Consider the following 23,440-nt stretch of genomic DNA (forward strand, 5'->3'; position numbering starts at 1 on the left):
TGTTGAAGTTATCATAAATGTTTTTATCAAAAGTTGCAATTGGAAATCAAAAGCCCTCTATTTATCGTGAAAAGTGCTTGAAGTTGATTGGATACATAACCTGTTTTGAAGAAATTTATAAAAATGTGGCTTGTTCATATTCAGTTCATAAAAGGACGATATAGTATTTCCAAGATGAATTTGAAAGGGAGATACGGGTATGAAAATTGCACTAAATGAACTCAAGTTTTATAAGTTCAAATATTTATTAATCACATTTATCGTCATTCTTCTTGCAAGTATGGTGCTTTTTATTACAGGGTTAGCACAAGGGTTAGCAAGAGAAAATATCGCTTTAATCGATCAATTTAAATCTGAGCGTTTTGTCATTCAGAAAGATGTCGATCAACAATTAGAGAAATCAAATATTAATGCGCAAACACAGCAAGAAATTGAAAAAAATGTCAAAACAGCGCCATTAAAATTAGCAATGGCAACAATTAAACACCAAGACAATAAAACAGATGTAATTTTTGCGACGATGCCTAAAGATGAACGTCCTCAGTTAAAAACAGGGGAGTTACCGCAAAAATCAAATGAAGTCGTATTGAACCAAAAATTAGCAGGTGAAGGTGTCAAAATTGGTGATAAAGTGAACGTCGAGGATAAAAATGTCACTTTAAAAGTTGTAGGGTTCTTTGATGATGCGATGTATGCACACACAAATATTGCTATGACGACTGATGATGGGTTAAAAGTCATTGCGGGCGATCATGTTGCGACATCACTTTATTTCTTGAATGATGCGACAGCACAACAAATTAAAAATGTTAAAGGGATTTCAGGTGTCGAAGTGGTCAATAAACAAGATTTAACCGATGCGATACCGAGCTATCAAGCAGAACAAGCACCACTGAATATGATGATTGTAAGCCTATTTGTCATTACAGCTATCGTCCTCACAGCATTTTTCTATGTCATGACGATTCAAAAAACAGCAGAAATCGGTATTTTGAAAGCCATTGGTATTAAAACGTCACACTTGTTATGGAGTTTGTTATTCCAAATTTTATTCGTGACAATGTTAGGCGTCATCATAGCGCTCTTATTAATTACAGGACTAGAAGCGGCCTTACCTGTCACAATGCCTTTCTTTATCAATGGCAGCATGATGTTACTTGTCGTTGTCGTCTTTATTATTGTCGCTGTAGTGGGCGCATTACTGTCATTAGTGCGTGTCTTTAAAATTGATCCTATTGAAGCGATTGGAGGGGGACAAGTATGAGTTTAGTCGTTAAAGATTTAGTAAAAACATTCGGTAAAGGGGATGCCGCGACAAAAGTATTAAAAGGTATCAACTTTGAAGTACAACCAGGAGAATTTGTCATTTTAAACGGGATGTCAGGTTCTGGAAAATCAACATTGCTGACGATTATTGGTGGGCTTTTATCTCCAACAGAAGGTAAAGTGATGTTGGACGGTGAAGATTTGAGCGGTTTGTCTCAAAAAGCATTGACGGAAAAACGTTTGAAAGAGATAGGTTTTATTTTTCAAGCTTCTCATTTAGTCCCTTATTTAAAAGTGCATGAACAATTAGAACTTGTTGGTAAAGAAGCAGGGATGGACCGTCAAACAGCACAACAGCGCGCGAAAATGTTATTAGAGCAAATTGGTTTAAGTCATCGAGAGCGTGTTTATCCACATATGTTATCTGGGGGCGAAAAACAACGTGTGGCGATTATGCGTGCCTGGATGAATCAGCCGAAACTGTTACTTGCAGATGAACCTACAGCAAGTTTAGATGCAAAACGTGCCACAGAAGTTGTAGAAATGATTAAACAGCAAGTACGTCAAGAAGGCACTATCGGCATCATGGTGACGCATGATCAACGGTTGTTTGATTATGCCGACCGTATTATTTATTTGAACGATGGTGAATTAATGGAGACAGTGACAGCAATGAAGGCATCATATTGAGTCCACTCACCAAATGTTTTGATAAACAGAAAGGAAATAGGATATAAAAATTTTGATAATCTTACCTTGATATATTTCAATCAAAAAGACGATATTTTGTTATTAAAAATATCCCTCGGGTGACTCGTCTATTTTAGTAATCTGAATTTAAACGCTACGAATCTTTGAGGCAAGGTGATAAGATGAAATGTTTTAATCTCCACTCACTTTAATTGATTTTACATTTCCATATTTTAATTTTCGCATATTGAAATAAAGCGGGGACTGGGACATTAAGTTTTCCCAGTCCCTATCTTTTTATGGACATATACTGATTAATAATGATAAAACAGCCAAAAATGAGGATGAATGGTACGTCATCATCAGATGTTATGAGGTTGTCTCAATTTCATAAACTTTCCCTAAATGGATTCATTTGATGTAAGATTGCCCAGAAGGCTGAGACTCCCGAGGGATCAGACGCAGTCGAAAATCCGCCAACGCCTCATGTGTGTCATCGTTCAATTTAGCGTTGGCTAGTTGAGACAAGTCCCCTGGGAACGCGAAGCCATAAGGGCAATCAAATACCACAAATCATAGGGAGGGGTAGTTAAACAAAATGCTTCATCAATAGCATCAAGAATTTTTATATCTCATCTCCCGTTTTGTCATGCTTAAACATGAATGGGTCCACCTGGTCCTACAGGTATGCCTAATAAATACCAAATAATTAAAAAGAGCGTCCAAAATATACCGAGAAAAATAGAATAAGGCATTAAACTTGCGATTAGTGACCCTAATTTCATTTTGGGGTCATATTGTTGTGCATACGTTAATAATAATGGTAAATAAGGCATCATTGGTGTAATGGGGTTTGTAATTGAGTCGCCTACACGGTAAATCATTTGAGTGAATGCAGGGTGAAAACCTAACAATAACAGCATAGGAACGAAGATAGGTCCCAATAAAGCCCATTTTGCTGAAGCACTTCCAATCAGCATGTTAATGAGACTGCTCAATATTAACAGTCCGATAATAAGCACGACACCATTTTGATTTTGCAGTAATTCAGCACCTTTCACCGCGATAAATATCCCTAAATGACTCCAAGTTAAAAAGGCGAGGAGTTGGGCAGCGAAAAAGACGATGACGATAAAATTCCCCATTGTTCCCATCGAATCTGTTAACATTTGGCCAATATCTTTTGACGACTGGATTGTTTTTGCTAAAACACCATACACAAGACCTGGTATGAGGAAAGTCAGAATAATGACGATACCAATACCATTCATCAGGGGGGCGTTTTCAATAAGGCTATGTGTTTCCGGGTTACGTAGCCAACTGTTTTCAGGTATCGCAACTAAAGCAATGAGACATAATGTGATAACAAAACTCATGTTTGCCCAAAACAACGCCCGCTTTTCTTGAGGCGTCACTTCAGATGCATCATTATTTTCTGTGAGTGTCATTTGAGTACGATCATATGGACCTAAGTGTGGAATGACAATCTTTTTAGTGACAACCCATAACACAGGTAACAACACGACGACACTTGCTGCAATAAAATACCAATTCATCGCCACATTAAGTGACATGTCTTTATGAATCAAGTGTGCTGACGGTTTAGTAAAAGCATACACGAGTGCGTCTTGCATACCGATAAAAAGATTCGCCGCAAACCCACCTAATGTTGCTGCATACGCTAATGCGAGTCCAGCTACAGGATGATAACCGAGCTTCATAAAGATCATTGCGACAAGGGGAGGCATGACAATAGGGGCTGCGTCTCCAGCAATATTCCCCATAATGCCAACAAAAATAATCGTCGGTAAAATGATGCGCTCAGGTGTCATTGAGACGACGTAGATCATTAATTTATCAAAGTAACCACTTTTTTCAGCGATACCAATCCCAATCATGACAGAAAGTACAATACCGAGTGCAGGAAATTGTGAAAAGTTCTTAATCGCATCGTTCATCAACATGACAAAGCCGTCATGACTTAAAATACTTCTGACTTCAATCATTTTGCCAGTGCCTGGATGTTTGACAGCTGTATCAAATTGAGACACCACTGCAGTAGTAATAGCTAAAATGATACAGAGTGAAAAGAACAGAATTATCGGGTCCGGTAAACGATTGCCGACTTTTTCAACTTGATTGAGAAATATTGAAATCATCGGCTTTTTATCATTTCTGTTTTGCATGACATCACATCCTATTTGAAAACTCGAAACGCGCTGTTAACAACAATACGTCACGCGTGATTGCGCTTGGCTAAGTACATTTAAAGAAATATATTTAAGTATTTAATGATGAGTATAACAAATAGGAAGGATATCTGTATATTATTTTCTGAAATTTAAGAAAATATATTCGAAATACAAATGCCAACTTGTAAAATACTGAATAGAACCCACAATCGCGGATATTGAAAAAGCAGACCACTATAATCGCGAATGAGTTCACGGCTGACCCAATGATGGGGTGTAGGTGCGCCATAGCCTAGTGCATGGACGTGTTGGCGTTCAGCAAGTCGGAGCGCGCGCATAATGTGAAACGAACTCGTAACGATAATCGTATGCGGCATTTTGTGTAACGCTAAATATCGCTTCGAAAAGTAAATGTTTTCCCTTGTATTGGTAGACCGATCTTCCATAGAAATGTGTTGTGGGTCAATACCTTGTTGAATTAAATAGCGTTGCATAGCGAGTGCTTCTGATATTGGTTCGTCAGGGCCTTGTCCGCCACTCACAATAATATGAAATTGTTCTAAACGTTGACTCAACATGATGGCCTGATCTAACCGTGCTTTTAACATCGGTGTGACGGCTTCGGTATAGATGCCTGCACCAAGAACAATGAGAGTAGCGCGTGTGACAGAAGGTACAGTTTGTAAATAAGCATGGGTCATGAACAAATAACCTTGCCATACTGTAAGAAACACGATGGCTAATTGAATTAACAGATTAAAAGGTATCGTTAAAATGGCAGGAATCAAAGGCGTCACTAATAAACTTCCGGCAATAAGTGCAATAATAGCTAGGTGGTATGCGATGACACGTCCCATAATATGACAATAAGTTTTAAGATGGCGAAACATTGATAAAGCGAGTGCACTGAACCCAATGACTAAAATCATCATTAACAAGGTGAGACGATGTTCGTGATTGAAGTACGTCATTGTCACTAAAAGCATATGAAGGTAAAGGATCACTGTAAATGAAGTGATACGTAAAAAAAGATGTGGCTTTATCTTTATTAGTATTAAGATTATAATGTAGCTTGTTAATAACATAATTTGAAATAAATTCATTTTTTGAGTCCTTTATTTTATCATTTACGGTAATCATACTAGATTCTTTACAAAAAATGTCAAAAAATGAGGTTTCCTTATAAAAAAATTGTTGGTACGATGGTAAGGATAGTTGTTTGTAATGAAGGCGGTGAATTAAAATGACCCATTCAAATTCGATGAGTCAACATATTACGTTTATGGGTGAATTTATGACGAATATGAATGCACTCACAACAGGATTGTTAAAAGATTTAAGATCTCGATACGGCATTTCAAATGAGCAATCGAGTGTTTTATTGATGCTTTCTAATGACAAGTCACTCACATTAACAGAGATTACTTTACGTCAAGGTGTGAATAAAGCAGCAGTCAGTAGAAGAATTAAAAAGTTAGTCGATTTAGGGTTAGTCAAATGGGTGAATATGGCATATGAATCTGATAAACGATTAAAATATGTCGCCCTTACAGAAGCAGGATTAGGCTATGTGCGTGCTTCAAGAAATTTAATTGCGGATTTGGCGAATGAAATGTTGTCAGATATCCCATTAGAAAAAATTGACCAAACGCGAGAGATGCTTGAACTCATCGACGAACGTGTCCAAGGTCAATTGAATCAACTGTGATGTGTGAGAGATAGATGCGTGCTACTTCTCGCGTCTGATGCATTTTTTAATAACACAATTTATGATAAATAAGTATGACGAATGAGCAAAATTAAAAGAATAGGAGGTGTAAGTATGGGTCAATGCGCGGTATGTCATCATGAAAAGTTACTACATCAAAGCGTCTGTCCAAATTGTCATAGTCAAATTTTATATTCTAAAGCATCGACTCAACAGTCACCTAATGAACCGGATGTAGCACAGTCATCTGCTTCCAATAACAATAAAAGGCCACCTTCATTAAAAAAAGTCATCCCTATTGCTATTGTAAGTTTTATCATTATTTTACTCATCATCTTATTTTTACTATTAAGGAACTTTAACTCTCCTGAAGCTCAAGCGAAAATATTGATCAATGCAGTCAATAATGAAGATGCGGCAAAAGTATCTAATCTACTAACTTCAAAAGATAATAAAGTGGGCCGACAAGAAGCGGCGACATATATCCAGTTTATTAAAAAAGAAGTGGGTATGAAACCTTTTGAAAAAGAAGTGTATGACACAGTAGATGGGCTGAATCATGAAACGGCTGTAGCTTCTTATATTAAAACGCGTGAAGGACAAGATGTGTTGAGGATTAGCAAAAATGGACGTCGTTATTTAATTTTTGATAACTTAAGTTTCCTCGCGCCGACCAAACAGGCGATTGTTAAACCGAAAGAAAAAGCAACATTTGAGTTTGATTCAGACGGTTCACAAAAGAAAGTTGTCGCTGAAGCAGGACAATCTGTTTCATTAGGTCAATTCATACCAGGAAGTTACGCGATTGATACAGTGAAAACGACCGATCGTGGCACCTATGAAGGACAATTGAAATTTGATTTTGTCAACAGCAAGAATGAGACCATCCCGGTGACTGAAGATTTTAAAGAAGCACAAGTGAAAGTCACACTTAAAAATGCGGGTTCGATAGATGATGACGATATTAAAGTGGTCATCAATGGTGAAAAATTAGCGCAAAATAAAGACCATACTTATGGCCCATTTCCTGTAAATCAAGACATCAAAGTTTATGCTGAAGGTGACGCTTACGATCATACATTTAAAACCAAAGAAGAAGTCATCAAAAAAGATGATGTTCAATCTGACAATGAAGTGACCTTGTCATTTGATAAAGATGAGATTGAAAAATACCGTCAATCTAAAGAAAAAGACACGTTAAATAAAATTACGGACTTTTTCAAAAAGTATACGTCGTCATTAAATGAAGCATACGAAAAGCGTGATTTTGATTTAGTTTCCAAATATTTAAAAGAGAATACAACAAACTATGAAGCGATGAGATCAAATGTGATGAGTCAAAATCGTTTTCAATTCAAAAACCCTGAAGTGACAAATGTTTCTCGAAATGATGGCTACTACGCCGTCACAGTCGAAAAAGAAGATGCACAAGGTCGTACGATTCAATCTCATTATTTATTAGATGGCGATCAAGATGCGGATCAATTAAAAATTGTCAACTATCAAAATTACTAGAGTTGAAAAAACAATCATATACTATATTTTAATGAAGTTCTAGTCCGCTTTTAGGATTAGAGCTTTATTTTGTTGAAAGCGTACACGTATGCATAATGGCGCGGAGTATTAATTTTTAATGATGATATTTCAAAAATATGTAAAAAAATTTCACTGTTCATGATAGTCATTCTCATTGTAGAATGAAGGTTCAAGTTGAATGGATTAATAGTTAAATTATAATAAATATACATCAAGATAAAAGAATTTAAAGTATAAATAATTTTAAACTACTTACAGATTAATTGGAACAATAAAGGGATTTGTTTCATAAAAGTTATTTAAATAAATTTTGCTTTCTGTTGAGTTGTGCCGGAACTTGAAGTACAATTGTTAATAATTTCATAAAAAACAGTGTAAAACAATATTGTAAGAAAAACTATGTCTTGTTGAATGGCAAGGAGTATTCAATGACGTAAGTAATGAATATTTTGAATTTACATAATGATTGACAAGTATCACCATAGAAGACGAAGAAAGGTGCGCATAGTTGATGAACGAAAGAGATATACGTGTACAGAAAACGAATTTGAAATTATCAGAAGTGTTTTTAACACTATTAGAAGATTATTGGCTCACTAAAATTACCATTAACCAAATATGTCAAAGGGCAAACGTACATAGAACAACCTTTTATAAACATTTTAAAGATAAATATGAATTACTTTATTATGTGAGTAAAATGGCTTTGAAACCTTATTTTGCTTTGACATTAGAAATGCGTTTGCGTGAGCCATTTAATAGTATCGATAGGACGATTAATCAGCAATTATTAAAAATTTTACATACGCAAAAAGGTGATCCGAAGTTTTATCAAGTCGTAACCACAAGTTTTTTCGACTATTTTCAAGAGGAGCTCCAGCAATATGAATCAGAATTGCCTTCCAAATTCCCTTTTCCGATAGAAGTTTTTAGTTATGTTTATGCTTCTACCATCCGTTCTATTAATCAATGGTGCGCAGATTATGATGTTCATCTCGATACGTATTATAGAGATGAAATTTATCGGAATTTAATGAATTTAACAAAGTTGAAATAGAGAATTAAGCGTTGAAGTTTGCGAGATTAGCATGCACACCGATATGATGATAAGTAGGTAAATCATTTTTTGAAAGGGGCGTTCATGATGAAATTTACTGAACGATTATGGCAACGTGTCCAACCGATATGGGACAGTTACCTTGAACATCCTTTCGTCAAAGGTATTGGCGATGGGACTTTAGATAAGGAAAAGTTTAAACATTGGCTCAAGCAAGACTATATCTATTTAATCGATTATGCACGATTATTTGCGATAGGTGCGACCAAGGCAACTGATTTAGAAATGATGACAACATTCGGTAATCTCGTCTCTGGTACTTTAAATACAGAAATGGATTTACATCGTCAGTACGCCGCGCAATTTGGAATTAGTGAACAAGAATTGGAAACAACAAAACCTGCAAGTACGACATTGGCTTATACCAGTTATATGTTGAATCTTGCGCAACGTGGCGGCGTAGAAAATGTGATTGCTGCGGTGCTGACTTGTACTTGGAGCTATCATTATATTGGAGAAGCACTCAGCCACATCGAAGGCGCCTTGGAACAGCCTTTTTATGGTGAATGGGTGAAAATGTATAGTTCAGATGAATTTACAACGTTTAAAGATGATGTAATTGAGATGATGGATCGTGTGGCAGAAGGCATGTCTGAAGAAGCGTTAGAGGCTTTAGAAGAGATTGTTGTACATACGAGTTATTATGAATATATGTTTTGGGATATGGCGGAGAATTTGGAGACATGGCCGATTGAAGGATAATCATAAAAAAGAAGTCGCTATGGAAGGTATTGTGTGCTTTCTATAGTGACTTCTTTTTTGAAGCAAATTAAAGTGATTTTCGGATTTTAGGACGTCTGTTTCTGAAGAATAGACTGATAAAGTAAAGGACTGTAGCAATGGCGGTAAAGATGATTGCATTATGAAGTGCATTCGATGGTGAAAAGACTGTAGTAGGATCTACGTTGCCGATATATGGTGCAAGCTTTTTTGTTATTTCTTCAGCTGCACGGTTAATATAAAATAAGAAAGCAATAGGAATCAGTACAATCAATATAGAGATGAGCCAATTGACGACTTTCAAAATAGTACGATTAAAGACAAGTGTCAAAATTGCAAAAATGATATTGATCAGTACTAAAATGAAGAAAATATTGAGTCCCATAATGACGTAACTAAGAGTTTGTTCAATATTTGATGTATCAATTAAAGATTGCGCTGTCAGTTGATCGGCAATCACTTTTAACTTATCGAATGTGACATTTTCATCAAGAAAGCTCATTTTAAATAAAGTTTCGCTATACATACTATATGCAGCAATCGCAACGAGTACCATAGCGATCAGTGTCAAAATAAAGCTGACCCATGAGCGTCGTTTTTTACCGTAATATTGACTACGATGGATGGGTTGATTTTCAAATTGTTGTTGAAACTGAGGGTGTTGTCGTGTGGTCTCTTTCATATGTAACGCCTCCAATATAATTTAACAAGCATTGTCAAAATCATTCGTTAATACAATTATGCATTATAGTATACATAGAATCATATTCATAGTGCTTTTTAGTAAAATATGTTAGAACTGATGTAAAGTTAACAAAGGTGAATGAATAGGAGATGATAAGATGGAAGTTTTAAAAACTTTAGATGCATACGAATCGTTTGTCCAAAACCATCAAATCGCAGTGGTTCATGTTTCTAGAGACAATTGTTCAGTATGTCATGCCGTGTTACCCCGTATTCAAGAATTAGTTGAACGTTATGATGGGGTCGCATTAGGTAATGTCAGTGCAGATGATGTCCCTGAAATTGCAGGTGCGCTTTCAATTTTTACGGTTCCTGTAGATATTATATTTCTTGAAGGGAAAGAAATGCATCGTGAAGGTCGCTTTATTGATTTAGAGCGTATTGAATCACAGCTCAATACAATTTATGAGGGCGTCAACGAATCAAATTTATGATAATATGAAGGTGATTTGTAGAAAACTGTTGTTGCTATTTAATGAATACAATATAAAATAAATATATAAGCAAAGTTTTCAAATGATACACTATGATTGTTGAGAAAAAGTGAGGGATACAATTGAAACGAAATGTCATGAGTAATTTAATGGGGAGATATTTGTCACAACAACGTCATCTCAAATTTAAAACCCAAGCAGAAGTTGATGCATTTTTAGAAAAAAGACGCCATTTAAATCAATCGAAGCATAAACAGCCAGATCAAATTAATGTCAAATCGAATCTTGTTAAAGATATGTTTGATGAGATGCAGGTGTTTCGCTTTAATTTTGGTCACCATATTAAAAATAAAATCTTATATATTTATGGAGGCACTTTCGTATTTCAACCCTCTGTTTTTCATTGGCGCTTTATGGATAAGTTGGCGTATGAAACATTACACGAGATTGTTTTGCCGATTTATCCAAAGGCGCCTGAATTTACATATCGCGAAACGCACGAGGCAATTGAGCAAGCCTATCGCCGCTTATTAAAAGAAACCGAACCTGAAAATATCGTGATTATGGGGGATGCTTCAGGTGGCAATATGGCACTTAGTTTTGCGCAGAAATTAATGCAACAAGAAGAATTGCCGCTCCCAGGAAAACTCTATCTCATTTCACCTTGGCTTGATATTTCGTTATCAAACAAAGAGATTACTGAACAAGTGCAGAAAAAAGATCCCATCCATAATATTTTTAGTTTACAAGCGATTGCTAAAGTGTGGGCAGATGATCTTGAGCGGAAAAACCCACGTATTTCACCGATGTATGGCCCTGTGAGAGGGTTGCCGCCTGTGTATATGTTTGGTGGGACGAGTGAAGTGTTTTACCCGGATATGAGAAAGTTGGCGGATTATTTTGAAGCGGAACAACAGCCGATTCATTTTTATGAGTATCGGGATATGGTCACAGCATTTCCGTTGTATCCCATTGTTGAGTCGAGGAAAGTGTTGAAGCAGATTCGAAAAACAATTGATTTGTGATAAATGCAATTTTCAAATTACTGAACATGCCCTCGCGTTCCCAGGGGACTTGCCTCAACTAAATTTGCCTTGATAAAGTGTACACTTGATTGAAGCCAAATTGGATTTTCGGCTACGTCTGATCCCACGGGAGTCTCGGGCAGTTCTGTAATTGATTCACTCATCTCAATCGTTTAATACGATTCTTTTTGAGTGATAGTTGTAGATAAATTAGTATGATGAATAAATTGCTTAAACCGTGCGACGCTTTCCTAGGGGCTGAACCTTTAACTCAATTCGGCTTGATTAAAGTTTACACTTAGTGGAAGCCGAATTGGATTTTCCGGTTCAGCTGATCCCTCAGGAGTCTTGCACGGTTTTTTGCAATCAAGAAAGCGTATCGTTATTGTTTTTTTAATTACACCGCATCACTTGTATTTGATTAATCTAAAAATGAAAAGGGGATCTGTTTATTCTGCGTCTGATCCCACGGGAGTCTAGGGCAGTTCTGTAATTGATTCACTCATCTCAATCGTTTGATACGATTCTTTTTGAGTGATAGTTGTAGATAAATTAGTATTGATGAATAAATTGCTTAAACCGTGCGACGCTTTCCTAGGAACGCGAAGCCTTGAAGGCGATCTAAAGCTACAAATCATAGGGAGAGGGCAAGTTAAACAAAATACTACATCCATAGCATCAAAAATTTTTATGTCCCATCCCCAGACAGCTGCTGAGATAAATAGTAGCCATTATCAAAATGAAAAGTGATGATTCAATTTTACTTTGTGAACGGGAATTGTTGAGCGAAAAAAGAATATGTTTGACAGGGCTGGGGAGCAATGATGTTTCCCAGCTTTTGCTATGTTAGTTATAAACCAACGTGCAAAAAACAAAAATCTTTAGTAAAATGAAATACATGAAAAAATAAACAATAAAAATTACACAGTTATTCAGAAATTGAAAAAATTGAACAAGGGGCCTTTTTCGAATAACAAGAGGGGGGCATTATGGATTTACTTATTGGTACAGCATTTTTAATTTTAGTACTTGTCATTTTCACGTTATTTACATATAAAGCGCCGAATGGGATGCGGGCAATGGGCGCACTTGCGAATGCAGCCATTGCGACATTTTTAGTTGAAGCATTTAATAAATATGTAGGTGGACGTGTGTTCCACAATCACTTTTTAGAACAAGTGGGTACTGCTGCGGGTGACTTAGGCGGTGTAGCTGCAGCGGGTCTGACAGCTTTAGCGATTGGTGTTTCACCTGTATATGCGTTAGTGATTGCCGCAGCCTGTGGAGGAATGGATTTATTACCAGGATTTTTTGCGGGTTACGTGATTGGTTATTTAATGAAATATACTGAGAAATATGTGCCAGACGGTGTTGATTTAATTGTTGCGGTATTAATCGTAGCCCCATTATCAAGAGGTATTGCGATTGCATTAACACCTGTCGTTAACAATACGCTCGTTAGAATTGGTGAAATTATTCAAAGTTCTACAGATACGAGTCCCGTCATTATGGGGATTATCTTGGGTGGTATTATTACAGTGGTAGGTACTGCGCCACTCAGTTCGATGGCATTGACGGCACTACTTGGCTTAACAGGTGTTCCAATGGCCATTGGTGCGATGGCAGCATTTAGTTCTGCTTTTATGAACGGAACACTTTTCCACCGTTTAAAATTAGGTGACCGTAAAGCGACGATTTCAGTGAGTATCGAACCGTTATCACAAGCAGATATTGTCTCGGCCAATCCGATTCCAATTTACATTACGAACTTTTTTGGCGGTGCCTCAGCAGGTTTAGTCATTGCGCTTTCCGGTTTAATCAATGATGCAACTGGAACAGCGACACCGATTGCAGGGTTTATCGTCATGTTCGGCTTTAACTCTTGGGTATCTGTTGTGGTGTACGGTGTCATTATGGGGATTATAGGACTCATTTGGGGTTATATTGGCTCCGTTGTCTTTAAAAAGTATCCTATTGTTACTAAAGCGGACATGATTAAACGTGGCGCAACGGATGCATAATCAAATAAAATAACGAAACACTACAAGTTGAGACGAATACTTGTAGTGTTTTTAATTATGAACGAGGTATGCCGATCCGGTGACCCAATTGTTTTGGCCATACAATATGCCCTTGTGATTCCGCATAATGTTGAATATGTTGATAAATATCGTCAGGGTAAGGCGCTGGACGTCCTGTTTTGCGATCCATGCCCATCATCATCGTTTCGGCCGTGGCCATAATCGCTTTTGTTTCTTGATGTATGAGTTCTAAAAAGAAATGTGTACGTTTGGCATCAAAATCATAAATTTGAACTTTAATGTGAAATGGGGCATGTAATTTGAGTTCTTTAAGGTACGAAATATGTGTTTCAATGGTGAAAACAGTGTAATCTCTTAAGTCGCGTGCTTCAGTTGTAAGTCCAATCGCATCATGAAAATGATCAATGGCTAAACTAAAAACGCGTGCATAAATGGCATCATTCATATGACCATTTCGATCAATCCAGTCATTTTCTACTTTATTTGAGTCATAAAAAGGGTAATTTAACATAGGTACACCTCTTCGCTTTGTTTGTTCATAAGTATAACGCAAAAGTAAGACGAGATGAAATCGTGTGATGCGGCGATATATTATTTTAGTTAGTATATTGATTTCAAGAAAATACTTTATGTCGTCACTGAATATGATATAGTCAAATTAATAGACCATTAATGAGGGGATTTTGATGTAATGACGAATAAAAGAGAACAAAGAAAAAATGAACATGTTCGATTAGCACTTGCACAAAGTGAGACGTCACAATCTGATTTTGATAGGATTCGATTTGTTCATCATGCTATTCCAGAAATTGATGTGGATGAAGTGACATTGTTGCCTAATTTTAAAGCACTCAATATGTCGCATGTCCTCTATATTAATGCCATGACAGGTGGATCGGAATGGACAGCGAAAACAAATGAACAACTCGCTCAAGTCGCAAAAGCTACCCAAATTCCAATGGCTGTCGGGAGTATGCATGCCGCATTAAAAAATCCAGCTGTACGTCACTCATATGAGGTTGCACGTGAACAGTATCCACACGGTCATATTTGGGCAAATGTCAGTGCTGATGCGACATTGCAGGAAGCACAAACGGCCATTGAGATGATTCAAGCAGATGCATTACAAATTCATGTTAACGCACCACAAGAACTTGTAATGCCAGAGGGCAATCGTCAATTTAAACATTGGTTAACGCGAATCGAAGCAATTGTTAAAGGTGTCCAAGTCCCTGTGATTGTTAAAGAAGTAGGCTTTGGTATGAGTTATGACACGATTCAAAAGTTGATTGATGTGGGCGTTGCTTTTGTAGATATTAGTGGTCATGGTGGCACAAACTTTGTATCGATAGAAAATGAACGTCGACAATTCAAAGATATGGCTTATTTACAAGAATGGGGTCAATCGACAGTGGTTTCATTACTTGAAGCAAGAAATTTGAGTAGTCGTGTACATGTGCTTGCAAGCGGAGGCATACGTCATCCACTTGACGCGATTAAAGCATTACGCTTAGGTGCTGAGGCAGTGGGCATGTCACGACCGATTTTAAAGTTGCTCCACGAAGAGGGTGTGGAAGCAACGATTGAATACGTAGAAGATTTTAAAACACAAATGGCCTATATTATGACTTTATTAAATGCTAGAAATATTATGGAATTGCGTCAGTCGGCTATTGTGTTTGATCCATATTTGAAAAACTGGATACAACAGCGTCAATTATAATTTTAAAAGAGAACGAATGAAGGTGTAAGGAAGCCATCATTCGTTCTTTTTTAATACTGTTCATAGATCCTTTTTTAAAATCATTTTAAATTATCATTGCGTCGATGGAAGTATTTATTATATACTGTAAAACGTAATTATTACGATTTACAACGAAATGAGGAGGGCTATATATGGGTAAAATACCTGTAACAGTATTAAGTGGTTATTTAGGATCAGGTAAAACAACTTTACTTAATCATATTTTGAACAATCGAGAGGGTAAAAGAATTGCGGTCATTGTGAATGATATGAGTGAGGTCAACATTGATAAAGATCTGATCGCTGAAGGAGGGGGGCTTTCGCGTACAGATGAAAAATTAGTTGAACTTTCTAATGGATGTATTTGTTGTACATTGCGAGATGATTTATTAAAAGAGGTAGAACGTATCGTCAAACGTGGTGGCATTGACCAAATCGTTATTGAATCGACTGGTATTTCAGAACCAGTTCCTGTCGCACAAACATTTTCATATGTGGATGAAGCTTTAGGTATTGATTTAACTGAAATTTGTCGATTAGATACGATGGTCACAGTGGTTGACGCGAACCGTTTTATTAAAGACTATCAATCAGGAGACATGTTGTTAGATCGTGATCAAGCGGTGGGTGAAGATGACGAACGTACGATAGCGGATTTACTCATTGATCAAATCGAATTTTGCGATGTGCTCATATTAAATAAAATTGATTTAGTGAGTGAAGAAGAGGCGAATCGTTTAGAAGCGATGTTGCGTAAATTACAACCTACCGCGAAATTTATCCGTACTGTTAATTCAGTAGTGGATATTGATGAAGTGTTAGAGACGGGGCGTTTTAATTTTGAAGCGGCGAGTCAATCAGCAGGGTGGTTGCAAGAACTAGAAGCAGGGGGTCATGCGACTCATACACCGGAAACAGAAGAATATGGCATTTCATCTTTTGTATATCGTAGACGTTTACCATTTCATGCAGAACGATTCAATGCTTTTCTTGAAGGTATGTCCGAATCGATTGTGCGTGCGAAAGGAATTGCGTGGTTAGCACAATACAATGATGTCGCGTGTCTCGTTTCTCAAGCAGGAACAGCTGTCGATATTCACCCAGTCACTTTTTGGGTAGCTAGTATGCCAAAAGCGGAACGTGCAGCGATTTTACAAGAAAGACCGGACGTACGTGCAGATTGGGATCCTGAATATGGCGACCGTCATACGCAACTCGTCATCATTGGTGTAGATTTAGATGAAGCGGCGATTACTGCCGAATTAGACGCATGTCTTTTAAATAGTCAAGAAATTGATGCAGACTGGTCTCAATTAACAGATCCGTATGGTTGGGAAATTCGTCGTCAAGAAGCATAATAAAAAAAGAGGTGCGCGCACCTCTTTTTTTACGGTTTAAATATGTTAATAAATGTCGTAATAATCGGTACACCGAGTAAGTCGACTAAGAATGCACCGACAATTGGAACGACTAAATATGCACGTGGAGAATTACCAAACTTTTTCGTAATCGCATCTAAATTGGCCATCGCATTTGGTGTCGCACCAAGACCGTGTCCAATGAAACCACCAATCATTACAGCAGCGTCATAGTTTTTACCGAGCAAGCGGAAGACGACAAAGATTGAGAATAATGCTACGAAAATAATTTGGCAAATAACAATGATGATTAACGGTAATGCTAAGTTGTACACTTCTGTTAATTTGATACTCATTAAAGCAATTGATAAGAATACACTTAATGAAATATCGCCAATTTGGTTTGTCAATTTTAAATCAATTAAGTTAAGGTTTGCAAATTCTGAAATGTTACGAATAATAACTGCGATAAACATTGAAGCTACATATAAAGGAATGTTAATACCAGACCAATCACTAAACAGTTGACCTAAATATGAACCGAGTCCCATACAGAACAAAATGACTGTAATTTGAATGAAGAAAACTTCATTGACAGTAAAGTTTTTTTGTAGTCGACGGTTAATATCAACATTAGAGTAATCTTTTTGAATTGTTTCAGCATTGCTTGGTGCGAGATCATACTTTTTAATTAAGAAACGCACTACTGGACCACCTAAAAGCCCCCCTGCGACAAGACCTAATGTTGCAGCTGCAAGTGCGGCTGTGACAGCTGAATCAATGCCATAATCTTGAATTGTTTGGCCATATGCAGCTGCATTGCCATGTCCACCTTCCATTGACATAGCACCCGCTGTTAAACCTAATAATGGATCGATGTGCAATACTTTCGCCATAGAGACACCAATCACGTTTTGGAATGTCGCTAACACACCACAGAGAATCCAATAGACGATTAACACTTTGCCACCGAGTTTCAATAGTTTAAATGAAGCCCCTAAACCAATAGTTGTGAAAAAGGCTAACATAAAAAAGTTTTGAAAAAATGCCCCATCAAGTTTGATTTGTAAAACCCCTGTAGAAGTTAATATTGCGGAGATAATCGCAAAAATGAGTCCACCTACTACAGGTGATGGAATACTTAGACGATTAAAAATATCAACCTTATTTACAATAGCTTGCCCCACGATTAATAATAGACAGGCAAGAAACAATGTTGTAATACTGTTAAGCTCTAACATTGTTACACTCCCCCCTTTGAGTTAGTAAAATAGAAAGGGCTTTCAATCCCATACTAAACTATTATACTTTTTTTAAAAGCAAAAATCTATATCTAAATTAAATCGAGTGTGATTATTCGAAAATAGTAGCTATATACCTTTATAGGGTAACGAGTGGGGAATAGAGATATATCACCATTTATAGTTGTCGAACATACTTCATGTTAATCGACTTTTTCAATGTACTTGAATAGTCGTGCATGATACGGTATAAACATTGGCTTTATTGATGTTCTTCTCGATATTGGGTTGCTGTGACCCCAAAATGCTTTTTAAACGCTCTAGAAAATAACAGTGGGTCTTTATAGCCTACACGATCAGCAATTTCTTGACTTTGCAAATCTGTTTCCTTAAACAATTTCGAAGCGTGATACATACGAATATGAATTAAATAATTTTGTGGAGACTGGTCGATGTGCTTTTTAAACATTTTATATAGATAACTGCGACTGACATTGACATGCTTAGCGACATCATAAATAGAAATAGTGTGCATATAGTTTTCATTAATATATCGGATAGCTTCTCTCACATTAGAATATTTTTCATTTTTAACGACATGAAATGGTTTAGGAAAATGTTGGTGAAGTTGAAAAAGTAACTCATACAAATCGCGCATATGCTGAATATCATCAGAGTTCTCTGTGGAATAATCAATAGACCGATGACACATACGATAAATAATTTGGCGAATTTCGTTCGTGGGTTGATTTTGGATAACGCGCGTTTCATATAAAGCAGTACGATTTAAATAATCAAAAACAAGTTTTCCACTAAATCCAACCCAATAATATGTCCACGGTTCGTCCATAGTCGATTCATAATGGACTTCCATACCACGACAGAGTAAAAAGAGATCACCAGGCTTCAATATATACTTTTTTTGATTGTATGTCAGTGTCCCTGTGCCAGACATCACGACATGGAGCACAGCAGGCTTGGTCACTTCATATTGATATCCCCCATGAGGCGTCCCAATTTCAATGCCGCATTCATCTATATTGGCTTCAAATTGATTCTTTTTAAACATCTTCCATAATAATTGCATTCATCCAACCCCTCAAACTTCAAACATGGAAACATTTTAACATATACAGTGACGATTGGTATATATTCTCTTACGTTCTAAAGTGTTAAATTAAAAGCACAAAAAAATATATATTTTAATTTCGAGGTGATGAATATGAACCATCGTTTAAAAGGTATTGAAATACAAAAAAATCAACATCAATTGCCAAATAGAACAACTTATATTCCATACATGAGTCGTCATGTCTTTGCATTACCATATATCAAATTTTTAAGTCATGCGGTGACGCCTTTAAATCAACAATGGCATTGTCAAATGGAAGAAAATATTTATCACCATGAATATATGGACGTCGATACACTGTTTCACAAGAGAGAGGACTGTTATTTGAAGTGTACACGAACATTTATGATAGATGATTTTGATTATAGTAAAGATTATCATTTGAATATTGAAGGAGCACAACAACCTTTTATAATTTATTTGAATGAAAGTTATGTTGGAACAGTCGAAGGAAGTCGAGCGCGTATCGAATTTGATGTCACACATGCGGTTCATGAAGCAAAGAATGTAATTGAACTCGTCGCGACAGAAATGTCTGATGATGATACAACATTACATCATATGGTGCCATTTCAAGAGATGTATGTGCTCGAACGTGCGAACGATCGAATTGTAGACTATACAGTAGATGTAAGTCGTCATGCGCGTGGTGATTTAAGTGTACGTATTCAAATTCAAGATATTGAAGGTGCACCGGTCATCAGTTATTTATTAGAAAATGAACAGCACATGACCTTCGCAAAAGGGACAATGGACATGGATAGCTGTTACCATTTATTAATTCCAGCGCATCTAGTAGGGCAACAAGGGCGGCATTTCACACTATTTTTAGAAACAGAAGATGAAACGATCGCACATTATATTGATTTCAACGGGGAACATGAGCCAGTCAATGTGAAAACGGTATAAAGATGAATAATAAAGATGATATGGAAGCGTATTGAGTTGATGAACTTTTGATACGCTTTTTCGATGTGCTTGAAAAAATTTAACATAGTACCTTGCAATGTATAATAGTGTATGCTATTTTAATTTTAAGTATTATACATTGATTAGTACTGATTAATGTATTCTTGGAGGTGTAATGATGAACATCCAGTTTAAAAAGGGTGCATTAGAGATGATTGTATTACTCATTATTAAAAAGGAGCCGCAATATGGCTACTCACTTGTACAAAACATTTCTAAGCACATGGTGATTGCTGAAGGTACGGTTTATCCTTTGTTGCGTCGGCTCGTCAAAGAAAATTGTCTAACAACGTATTATGAACCATCAACCGAGGGACCTGCACGCAAATATTATGAACTGACACGTGAAGGGAATTTACGGTTACAACAGTTGAAATCAGAATGGCATGAATTTGTCAGTATCGTGAAAATTTTTATAGAGGAGAGTGATCATGAATGACTAAAGAAGAATATTTGAATACGCTTTATCAATATTTAAGAGGAATGTCAGAGTCAGAAAAACGTGACATTGTGGCTGAATACGAAAATCACTTTATTGAAGGCTTACATGATGGTAAATCCGAACAAGAAATCATTGGTATGTTAGGTTCGCCAAAAGAGATGGCGCGTGCAATTAATGCAGAAAATGCTGTGAATCATGCTGAGGAAAGTAAAAACACATCAAACATGACACAAGCCATTTTAACGGTATTAGGACTCAGTATATTGAATTTTATTTTAATTTCAGGTCCGCTCATGGTCATATTCGGCATACTTTTAAGCATTGTACTGACGAGTGTTGCCTTTCTTATCACACCATTTGCCTTAGTATTTAAATATTTTGTTTTATCAGAAGCCATTCTAATTGAAGACATTTTTGCGGTTATCGGTTGGTTTGGATTAGGTCTCATACTTATTGTGTTATTCATTGTCATCATTAAATGGAGTTATGTTTTATCTGTAAAATATTTAAAATGGAATATTAAGCTTGTGAAAAGAGGTGTAAATGTATGAAGCGTGGACTGTTAATTGTGTTTTTAGTTGGATGTGTCATGTTTGTAGTTGGACTTGCTGGCACGGTATATTACACATTTTTTCATGACCAACAAAACCATACGTCTACAGAAAAGACATATGAAACCGATGGGATAAAAAAATTAGCTTTAGATGTCAAAGGGAGAGATGTGACTTTTGTTAAAGGTGATACATTGAAGATTAAAGGTGATATCACAAGTGCAGATCACCTTAAAGCTGTGAAAAATGATAATCAAATGAACATATCGATTTCTAGTGATAGACGCCAAGCCATCTCAATTCATCTCAATCCATTTCGTCCTTTAGATAGAAAGAAACTCATTATCACTTTACCAACTTCACAAATGAATCAAGTGACGTTAAATGGAACCGATACGACTATGACGGCAGATGCGCTGGAACTTGCGAATTTAACATTGAATTTAACGAGAGCGGATTTATATATTGATGATAGTCATATTCAACAACTCGATACGACAATGGAATATGGTGGACTTTATACCGAACATACGGATTTTAAAAATGTGTCAGCACAGGCGGCGTATAGCGATATTTCTTTAGAAGACGTTCCCCAAGATATTCCGATGTTATGGGATATTAATAGTGGTACGGTGGATGTCACGTACAAAGGGCAACTTTCGAACACGGCATTCCACGTAGAAGCGGAAGAAGGACAGGTCGACTTGGAAGCTGTGGATGGGCTGAAAAATAACAAGGTCGGTCGTGGGGAGCATCAAGTGAAGATTAAAGTTTCAAATGAAGGCGATGCGACATTTACGGCACTTGAGTAAAGCGTGATTGATTACTGTAGAAGATGTAGCGGTATGACTTCGTTAATAAAAGTGATAAGCAGATGACATGACTACGCATAAAAAGCATCAATTTATAAAAAAATAAAACTTGAGACTTGTCAAAGTGATATAAAAGTGTATAATCCTTATCATGATAATAAGATATTGAGGGGAAAGACATGTCGAAAGAATTAAGAAGTCAAAAACAGTATGGTGCACTAGCATTATTGCCACTAATCATCTTTTTAGTTTTGTACATTGGTGTAGGTCTCGTCTTTACGATGCTCGGTACTAAAGATGCATTTAATCTTTTACCACGTCACGTAGCCATCTTCATTGCGATTGTCATTGCATGGACGTGCTATGATCGCAAAACACCAGTGACTCAAAAAATTAAAATCTTTACTGAAAATGCAGGTTCTTCTGGAATTGCAGAACTTGGACTCATTTTACTTTTAGCAGGCGGATTTGCGAGCGCGGCTTCTGCAATGGGAGGACAGGAAGCGATGGTCAATATGGGCTTGTCTGTCATTCCACCGAGTCTCCTTATTCCAGGTATTTTTGTGATGAGTGCATTTGTAGCCACATCACTCGGCACATCTACAGGAACACAAGCCGCATTTATTCCAATTGGGGTCGCTGTAGCACAAGCGGCTGACTTAAATGTGGCGGCCGCTGCAGCTGCGGTTATCGCTGGGGCCTACTTTGGAGATAATTTGTCCATTATTTCTGATACAACGATTGCAGCGACAACGGGTGTAGGTGCGAAAATGAAAGATAAATTTAGAGCGAACTTTCTTATCGCATTACCAGCCGCAATCATTACTTTTATTATTTACGCAATTGTTGGCGGAACGGGGCATATTAAAGAAGATTTAAGTTTTAACTTTATCGATATTTTGCCATATATATTTGTGCTCATTGCCGCGATTGCTGGTATGAATGTCATGCTCGTATTAATATCGGGGATTGTACTAACTGGAATCATCGGTGTTGCACGAGGCAATATTGGGGTCTTTGAATGGACTTCGAAAATTGGAGAAGGAATGGAAGGCACTTTCTCTATTTTCCTTATCGCTTTCTTAATTTCAGGTTTAGTTGCGTTAATTCGTTACTACGGCGGTATTGATTGGATTGTCCAAACGATGAAAAAACGTGCGAATGGGCCGAAAAGCGCTGAATATGCGATGAGTTTTCTATCGGGACTGTTATCAGCGGCATTAGTGCATAACGTGGTCGCAATCATTATTTCAGCACCTATCGCTAAAGAAATCGGACAAATGTATAAAATTGCGCCGAAACGTATGGCCAGCTTGTTAGACATTTTTGCTGCCAGCGCACTGATGGTATTGCCTCACGATAGTGGGATGTTAATGGCAGAACAATTTGGTCATGTATCCTATTTAGAAGTATTGAAGTATTCATATTACCCACTCATTTTGATTTTATGTACTATCATTTCAATTCATGTCGGTATGTTTAGAAAAGAGAAAAAGCATGCAGTAGATTAATATCTATCACGGTTGACTGATGTTAAATGCGTCAATATTAAAAAGTCTCTCCTGACAACAAGAGGAGAGGCTTTTTTGTGCTTTGACAACGCCATACTTCAATATTACACGAGATTTTCTATCAAAAGAGCAAAAATTGTTCGAGACGCCTGAGGCAACAAAGCGAAACTGAAAATCCACCAACGCTTCAACAAATGTTTCATTAA

22 protein-coding genes and 1 pseudogene are annotated in these 23,440 nt (G+C 36.9%); 16 read left to right on the top strand and 7 right to left on the bottom strand.

The genetic code is table 11. The features are described from left to right. Positions 1-199: 199 nt before the first annotated feature. Both CCE82_RS03685 and CCE82_RS03690 read left to right on the top strand, forming a co-directional pair. Positions 200-1,264 (top strand): ABC transporter permease, encoded by a 1,065-nt coding sequence (locus CCE82_RS03685; protein WP_086428081.1) that lies wholly within the window; start codon positions 200-202, stop codon positions 1,262-1,264. After that, a complete protein-coding gene (locus CCE82_RS03690; RefSeq protein WP_086428082.1) occupies positions 1,261-1,956 on the top strand; it encodes an ABC transporter ATP-binding protein in 696 nt (231 codons plus the stop codon). The genes CCE82_RS03685 and CCE82_RS03690 overlap by 4 nt, the downstream gene beginning before the upstream one ends. Positions 1,957-2,609: 653 nt before the next feature. On the opposite strand, the gene CCE82_RS03695 is transcribed toward CCE82_RS03690, so the two are convergent. Beyond that, a complete protein-coding gene (locus CCE82_RS03695) occupies positions 2,610-4,142 on the bottom strand; it encodes an AbgT family transporter (RefSeq protein ID WP_086428083.1) in 1,533 nt (510 codons plus the stop codon). Between the two features lie 155 nt (positions 4,143-4,297). Beyond that, positions 4,298-5,251 carry a YdcF family protein gene (locus CCE82_RS03700; protein WP_206184370.1) on the bottom strand — a complete coding sequence of 318 codons (954 nt, stop codon included), beginning with the start codon at positions 5,249-5,251 and terminating at the stop codon, positions 4,298-4,300. Between the two features lie 140 nt (positions 5,252-5,391). Between CCE82_RS03700 and CCE82_RS03705 the strand changes: the two genes are divergently transcribed. The 4 genes from CCE82_RS03705 to tenA all read left to right on the top strand — a co-directional run bounded on the left by CCE82_RS03705 (position 5,392) and on the right by tenA (position 9,211). Then, a complete protein-coding gene (locus CCE82_RS03705; protein WP_086428084.1) occupies positions 5,392-5,856 on the top strand; it encodes a MarR family transcriptional regulator TcaR in 465 nt (154 codons plus the stop codon). A gap of 114 nt (positions 5,857-5,970) precedes the next feature. After that, positions 5,971-7,371, top strand: coding sequence for a membrane-associated protein TcaA (locus CCE82_RS03710; protein ID WP_086428085.1), 1,401 nt, complete (start codon positions 5,971-5,973; stop codon positions 7,369-7,371). 532 nt (positions 7,372-7,903) lie between these two features. Then, on the top strand, positions 7,904-8,449 hold the full coding sequence (locus tag CCE82_RS03715; RefSeq protein WP_086428086.1) for a TetR/AcrR family transcriptional regulator: 546 nt from the start codon (positions 7,904-7,906) through the stop codon (positions 8,447-8,449). Between the two features lie 87 nt (positions 8,450-8,536). After that, entirely contained in the window at positions 8,537-9,211 is a 675-nt protein-coding gene (tenA, locus tag CCE82_RS03720) for a thiaminase II (RefSeq protein WP_086428087.1), read from the top strand. Positions 9,212-9,278: 67 nt separating this feature from the next. On the opposite strand, the gene CCE82_RS03725 is transcribed toward tenA, so the two are convergent. Continuing rightward, a complete protein-coding gene (locus tag CCE82_RS03725; RefSeq protein ID WP_086428088.1) occupies positions 9,279-9,911 on the bottom strand; it encodes a hypothetical protein in 633 nt (210 codons plus the stop codon). A gap of 160 nt (positions 9,912-10,071) precedes the next feature. On the opposite strand from CCE82_RS03725, the gene CCE82_RS03730 reads away from it, so the two are divergent. Both CCE82_RS03730 and CCE82_RS03735 read left to right on the top strand, forming a co-directional pair. Next, positions 10,072-10,407 carry a thioredoxin family protein gene (locus CCE82_RS03730; protein WP_086428089.1) on the top strand — a complete coding sequence of 112 codons (336 nt, stop codon included), beginning with the start codon at positions 10,072-10,074 and terminating at the stop codon, positions 10,405-10,407. A 122-nt stretch (positions 10,408-10,529) separates the two neighbouring features. Next, positions 10,530-11,432 (top strand): alpha/beta hydrolase fold domain-containing protein, encoded by a 903-nt coding sequence (locus CCE82_RS03735; RefSeq protein ID WP_086428090.1) that lies wholly within the window; start codon positions 10,530-10,532, stop codon positions 11,430-11,432. 988 nt (positions 11,433-12,420) lie between these two features. Here CCE82_RS03735 and CCE82_RS13240 read toward each other — a convergent pair. Continuing rightward, a pseudogene (locus CCE82_RS13240) lies at positions 12,421-12,504 on the bottom strand (hypothetical protein); the annotation flags it as partial. Here CCE82_RS13240 and CCE82_RS03740 point away from each other — a divergent pair. Next, complete coding sequence (locus tag CCE82_RS03740; protein WP_240507162.1) at positions 12,467-13,453, top strand: PTS sugar transporter subunit IIC; 987 nt, start codon at positions 12,467-12,469, stop codon at positions 13,451-13,453. The pseudogene CCE82_RS13240 and the gene CCE82_RS03740 overlap by 38 nt on opposite strands. A gap of 55 nt (positions 13,454-13,508) precedes the next feature. Here CCE82_RS03740 and CCE82_RS03745 read toward each other — a convergent pair whose 3' ends face one another. After that, a complete protein-coding gene (locus CCE82_RS03745; protein ID WP_086428092.1) occupies positions 13,509-13,985 on the bottom strand; it encodes a thioesterase family protein in 477 nt (158 codons plus the stop codon). 180 nt (positions 13,986-14,165) lie between these two features. On the opposite strand from CCE82_RS03745, the gene fni reads away from it, so the two are divergent. Together fni and CCE82_RS03755 are read left to right on the top strand one after the other, a co-directional pair. Next, a complete protein-coding gene (fni, locus tag CCE82_RS03750; RefSeq protein ID WP_086428093.1) occupies positions 14,166-15,197 on the top strand; it encodes a type 2 isopentenyl-diphosphate Delta-isomerase in 1,032 nt (343 codons plus the stop codon). A gap of 173 nt (positions 15,198-15,370) precedes the next feature. Then, entirely contained in the window at positions 15,371-16,576 is a 1,206-nt protein-coding gene (locus CCE82_RS03755) for a GTP-binding protein (protein WP_086428094.1), read from the top strand. A 29-nt stretch (positions 16,577-16,605) separates the two neighbouring features. Here the strand turns inward: CCE82_RS03755 and gltS are convergent, their stop codons facing one another. Both gltS and CCE82_RS03765 read right to left on the bottom strand, forming a co-directional pair. Next, on the bottom strand, positions 16,606-17,817 hold the full coding sequence (gltS, locus tag CCE82_RS03760; protein WP_086428095.1) for a sodium/glutamate symporter: 1,212 nt from the start codon (positions 17,815-17,817) through the stop codon (positions 16,606-16,608). A gap of 262 nt (positions 17,818-18,079) precedes the next feature. Next, the gene (locus CCE82_RS03765; protein WP_086428096.1) at positions 18,080-18,904 is read right to left on the bottom strand and encodes an AraC family transcriptional regulator; all 825 of its coding nucleotides are present in this window, start codon (positions 18,902-18,904) and stop codon (positions 18,080-18,082) included. A 135-nt stretch (positions 18,905-19,039) separates the two neighbouring features. Here CCE82_RS03765 and CCE82_RS03770 point away from each other — a divergent pair, with 135 nt between their 5' ends. The 5 genes from CCE82_RS03770 (at position 19,040) to CCE82_RS03790 (ending at position 23,234) form a co-directional block, all read left to right on the top strand. Next, a complete protein-coding gene (locus tag CCE82_RS03770) occupies positions 19,040-19,858 on the top strand; it encodes a sugar-binding domain-containing protein (protein WP_086428097.1) in 819 nt (272 codons plus the stop codon). A gap of 178 nt (positions 19,859-20,036) precedes the next feature. After that, positions 20,037-20,357 (top strand): PadR family transcriptional regulator, encoded by a 321-nt coding sequence (locus CCE82_RS03775; RefSeq protein WP_086428098.1) that lies wholly within the window; start codon positions 20,037-20,039, stop codon positions 20,355-20,357. After that, on the top strand, positions 20,354-20,911 hold the full coding sequence (locus CCE82_RS03780; RefSeq protein WP_086428099.1) for an HAAS signaling domain-containing protein: 558 nt from the start codon (positions 20,354-20,356) through the stop codon (positions 20,909-20,911). Before CCE82_RS03775 ends, CCE82_RS03780 begins: the two co-directional genes overlap by 4 nt. Next, entirely contained in the window at positions 20,908-21,723 is an 816-nt protein-coding gene (locus tag CCE82_RS03785) for a DUF4097 family beta strand repeat-containing protein (protein WP_086428100.1), read from the top strand. The genes CCE82_RS03780 and CCE82_RS03785 overlap by 4 nt, the downstream gene beginning before the upstream one ends. Positions 21,724-21,902: 179 nt before the next feature. Then, complete coding sequence (locus CCE82_RS03790) at positions 21,903-23,234, top strand: Na+/H+ antiporter NhaC family protein (protein WP_086428101.1); 1,332 nt, start codon at positions 21,903-21,905, stop codon at positions 23,232-23,234. The last annotated feature ends 206 nt before the right edge of the window (positions 23,235-23,440 follow it).

This window comes from Staphylococcus cornubiensis, from assembly GCF_900183575.1.
Taxonomy (GTDB): domain Bacteria; phylum Bacillota; class Bacilli; order Staphylococcales; family Staphylococcaceae; genus Staphylococcus; species Staphylococcus cornubiensis.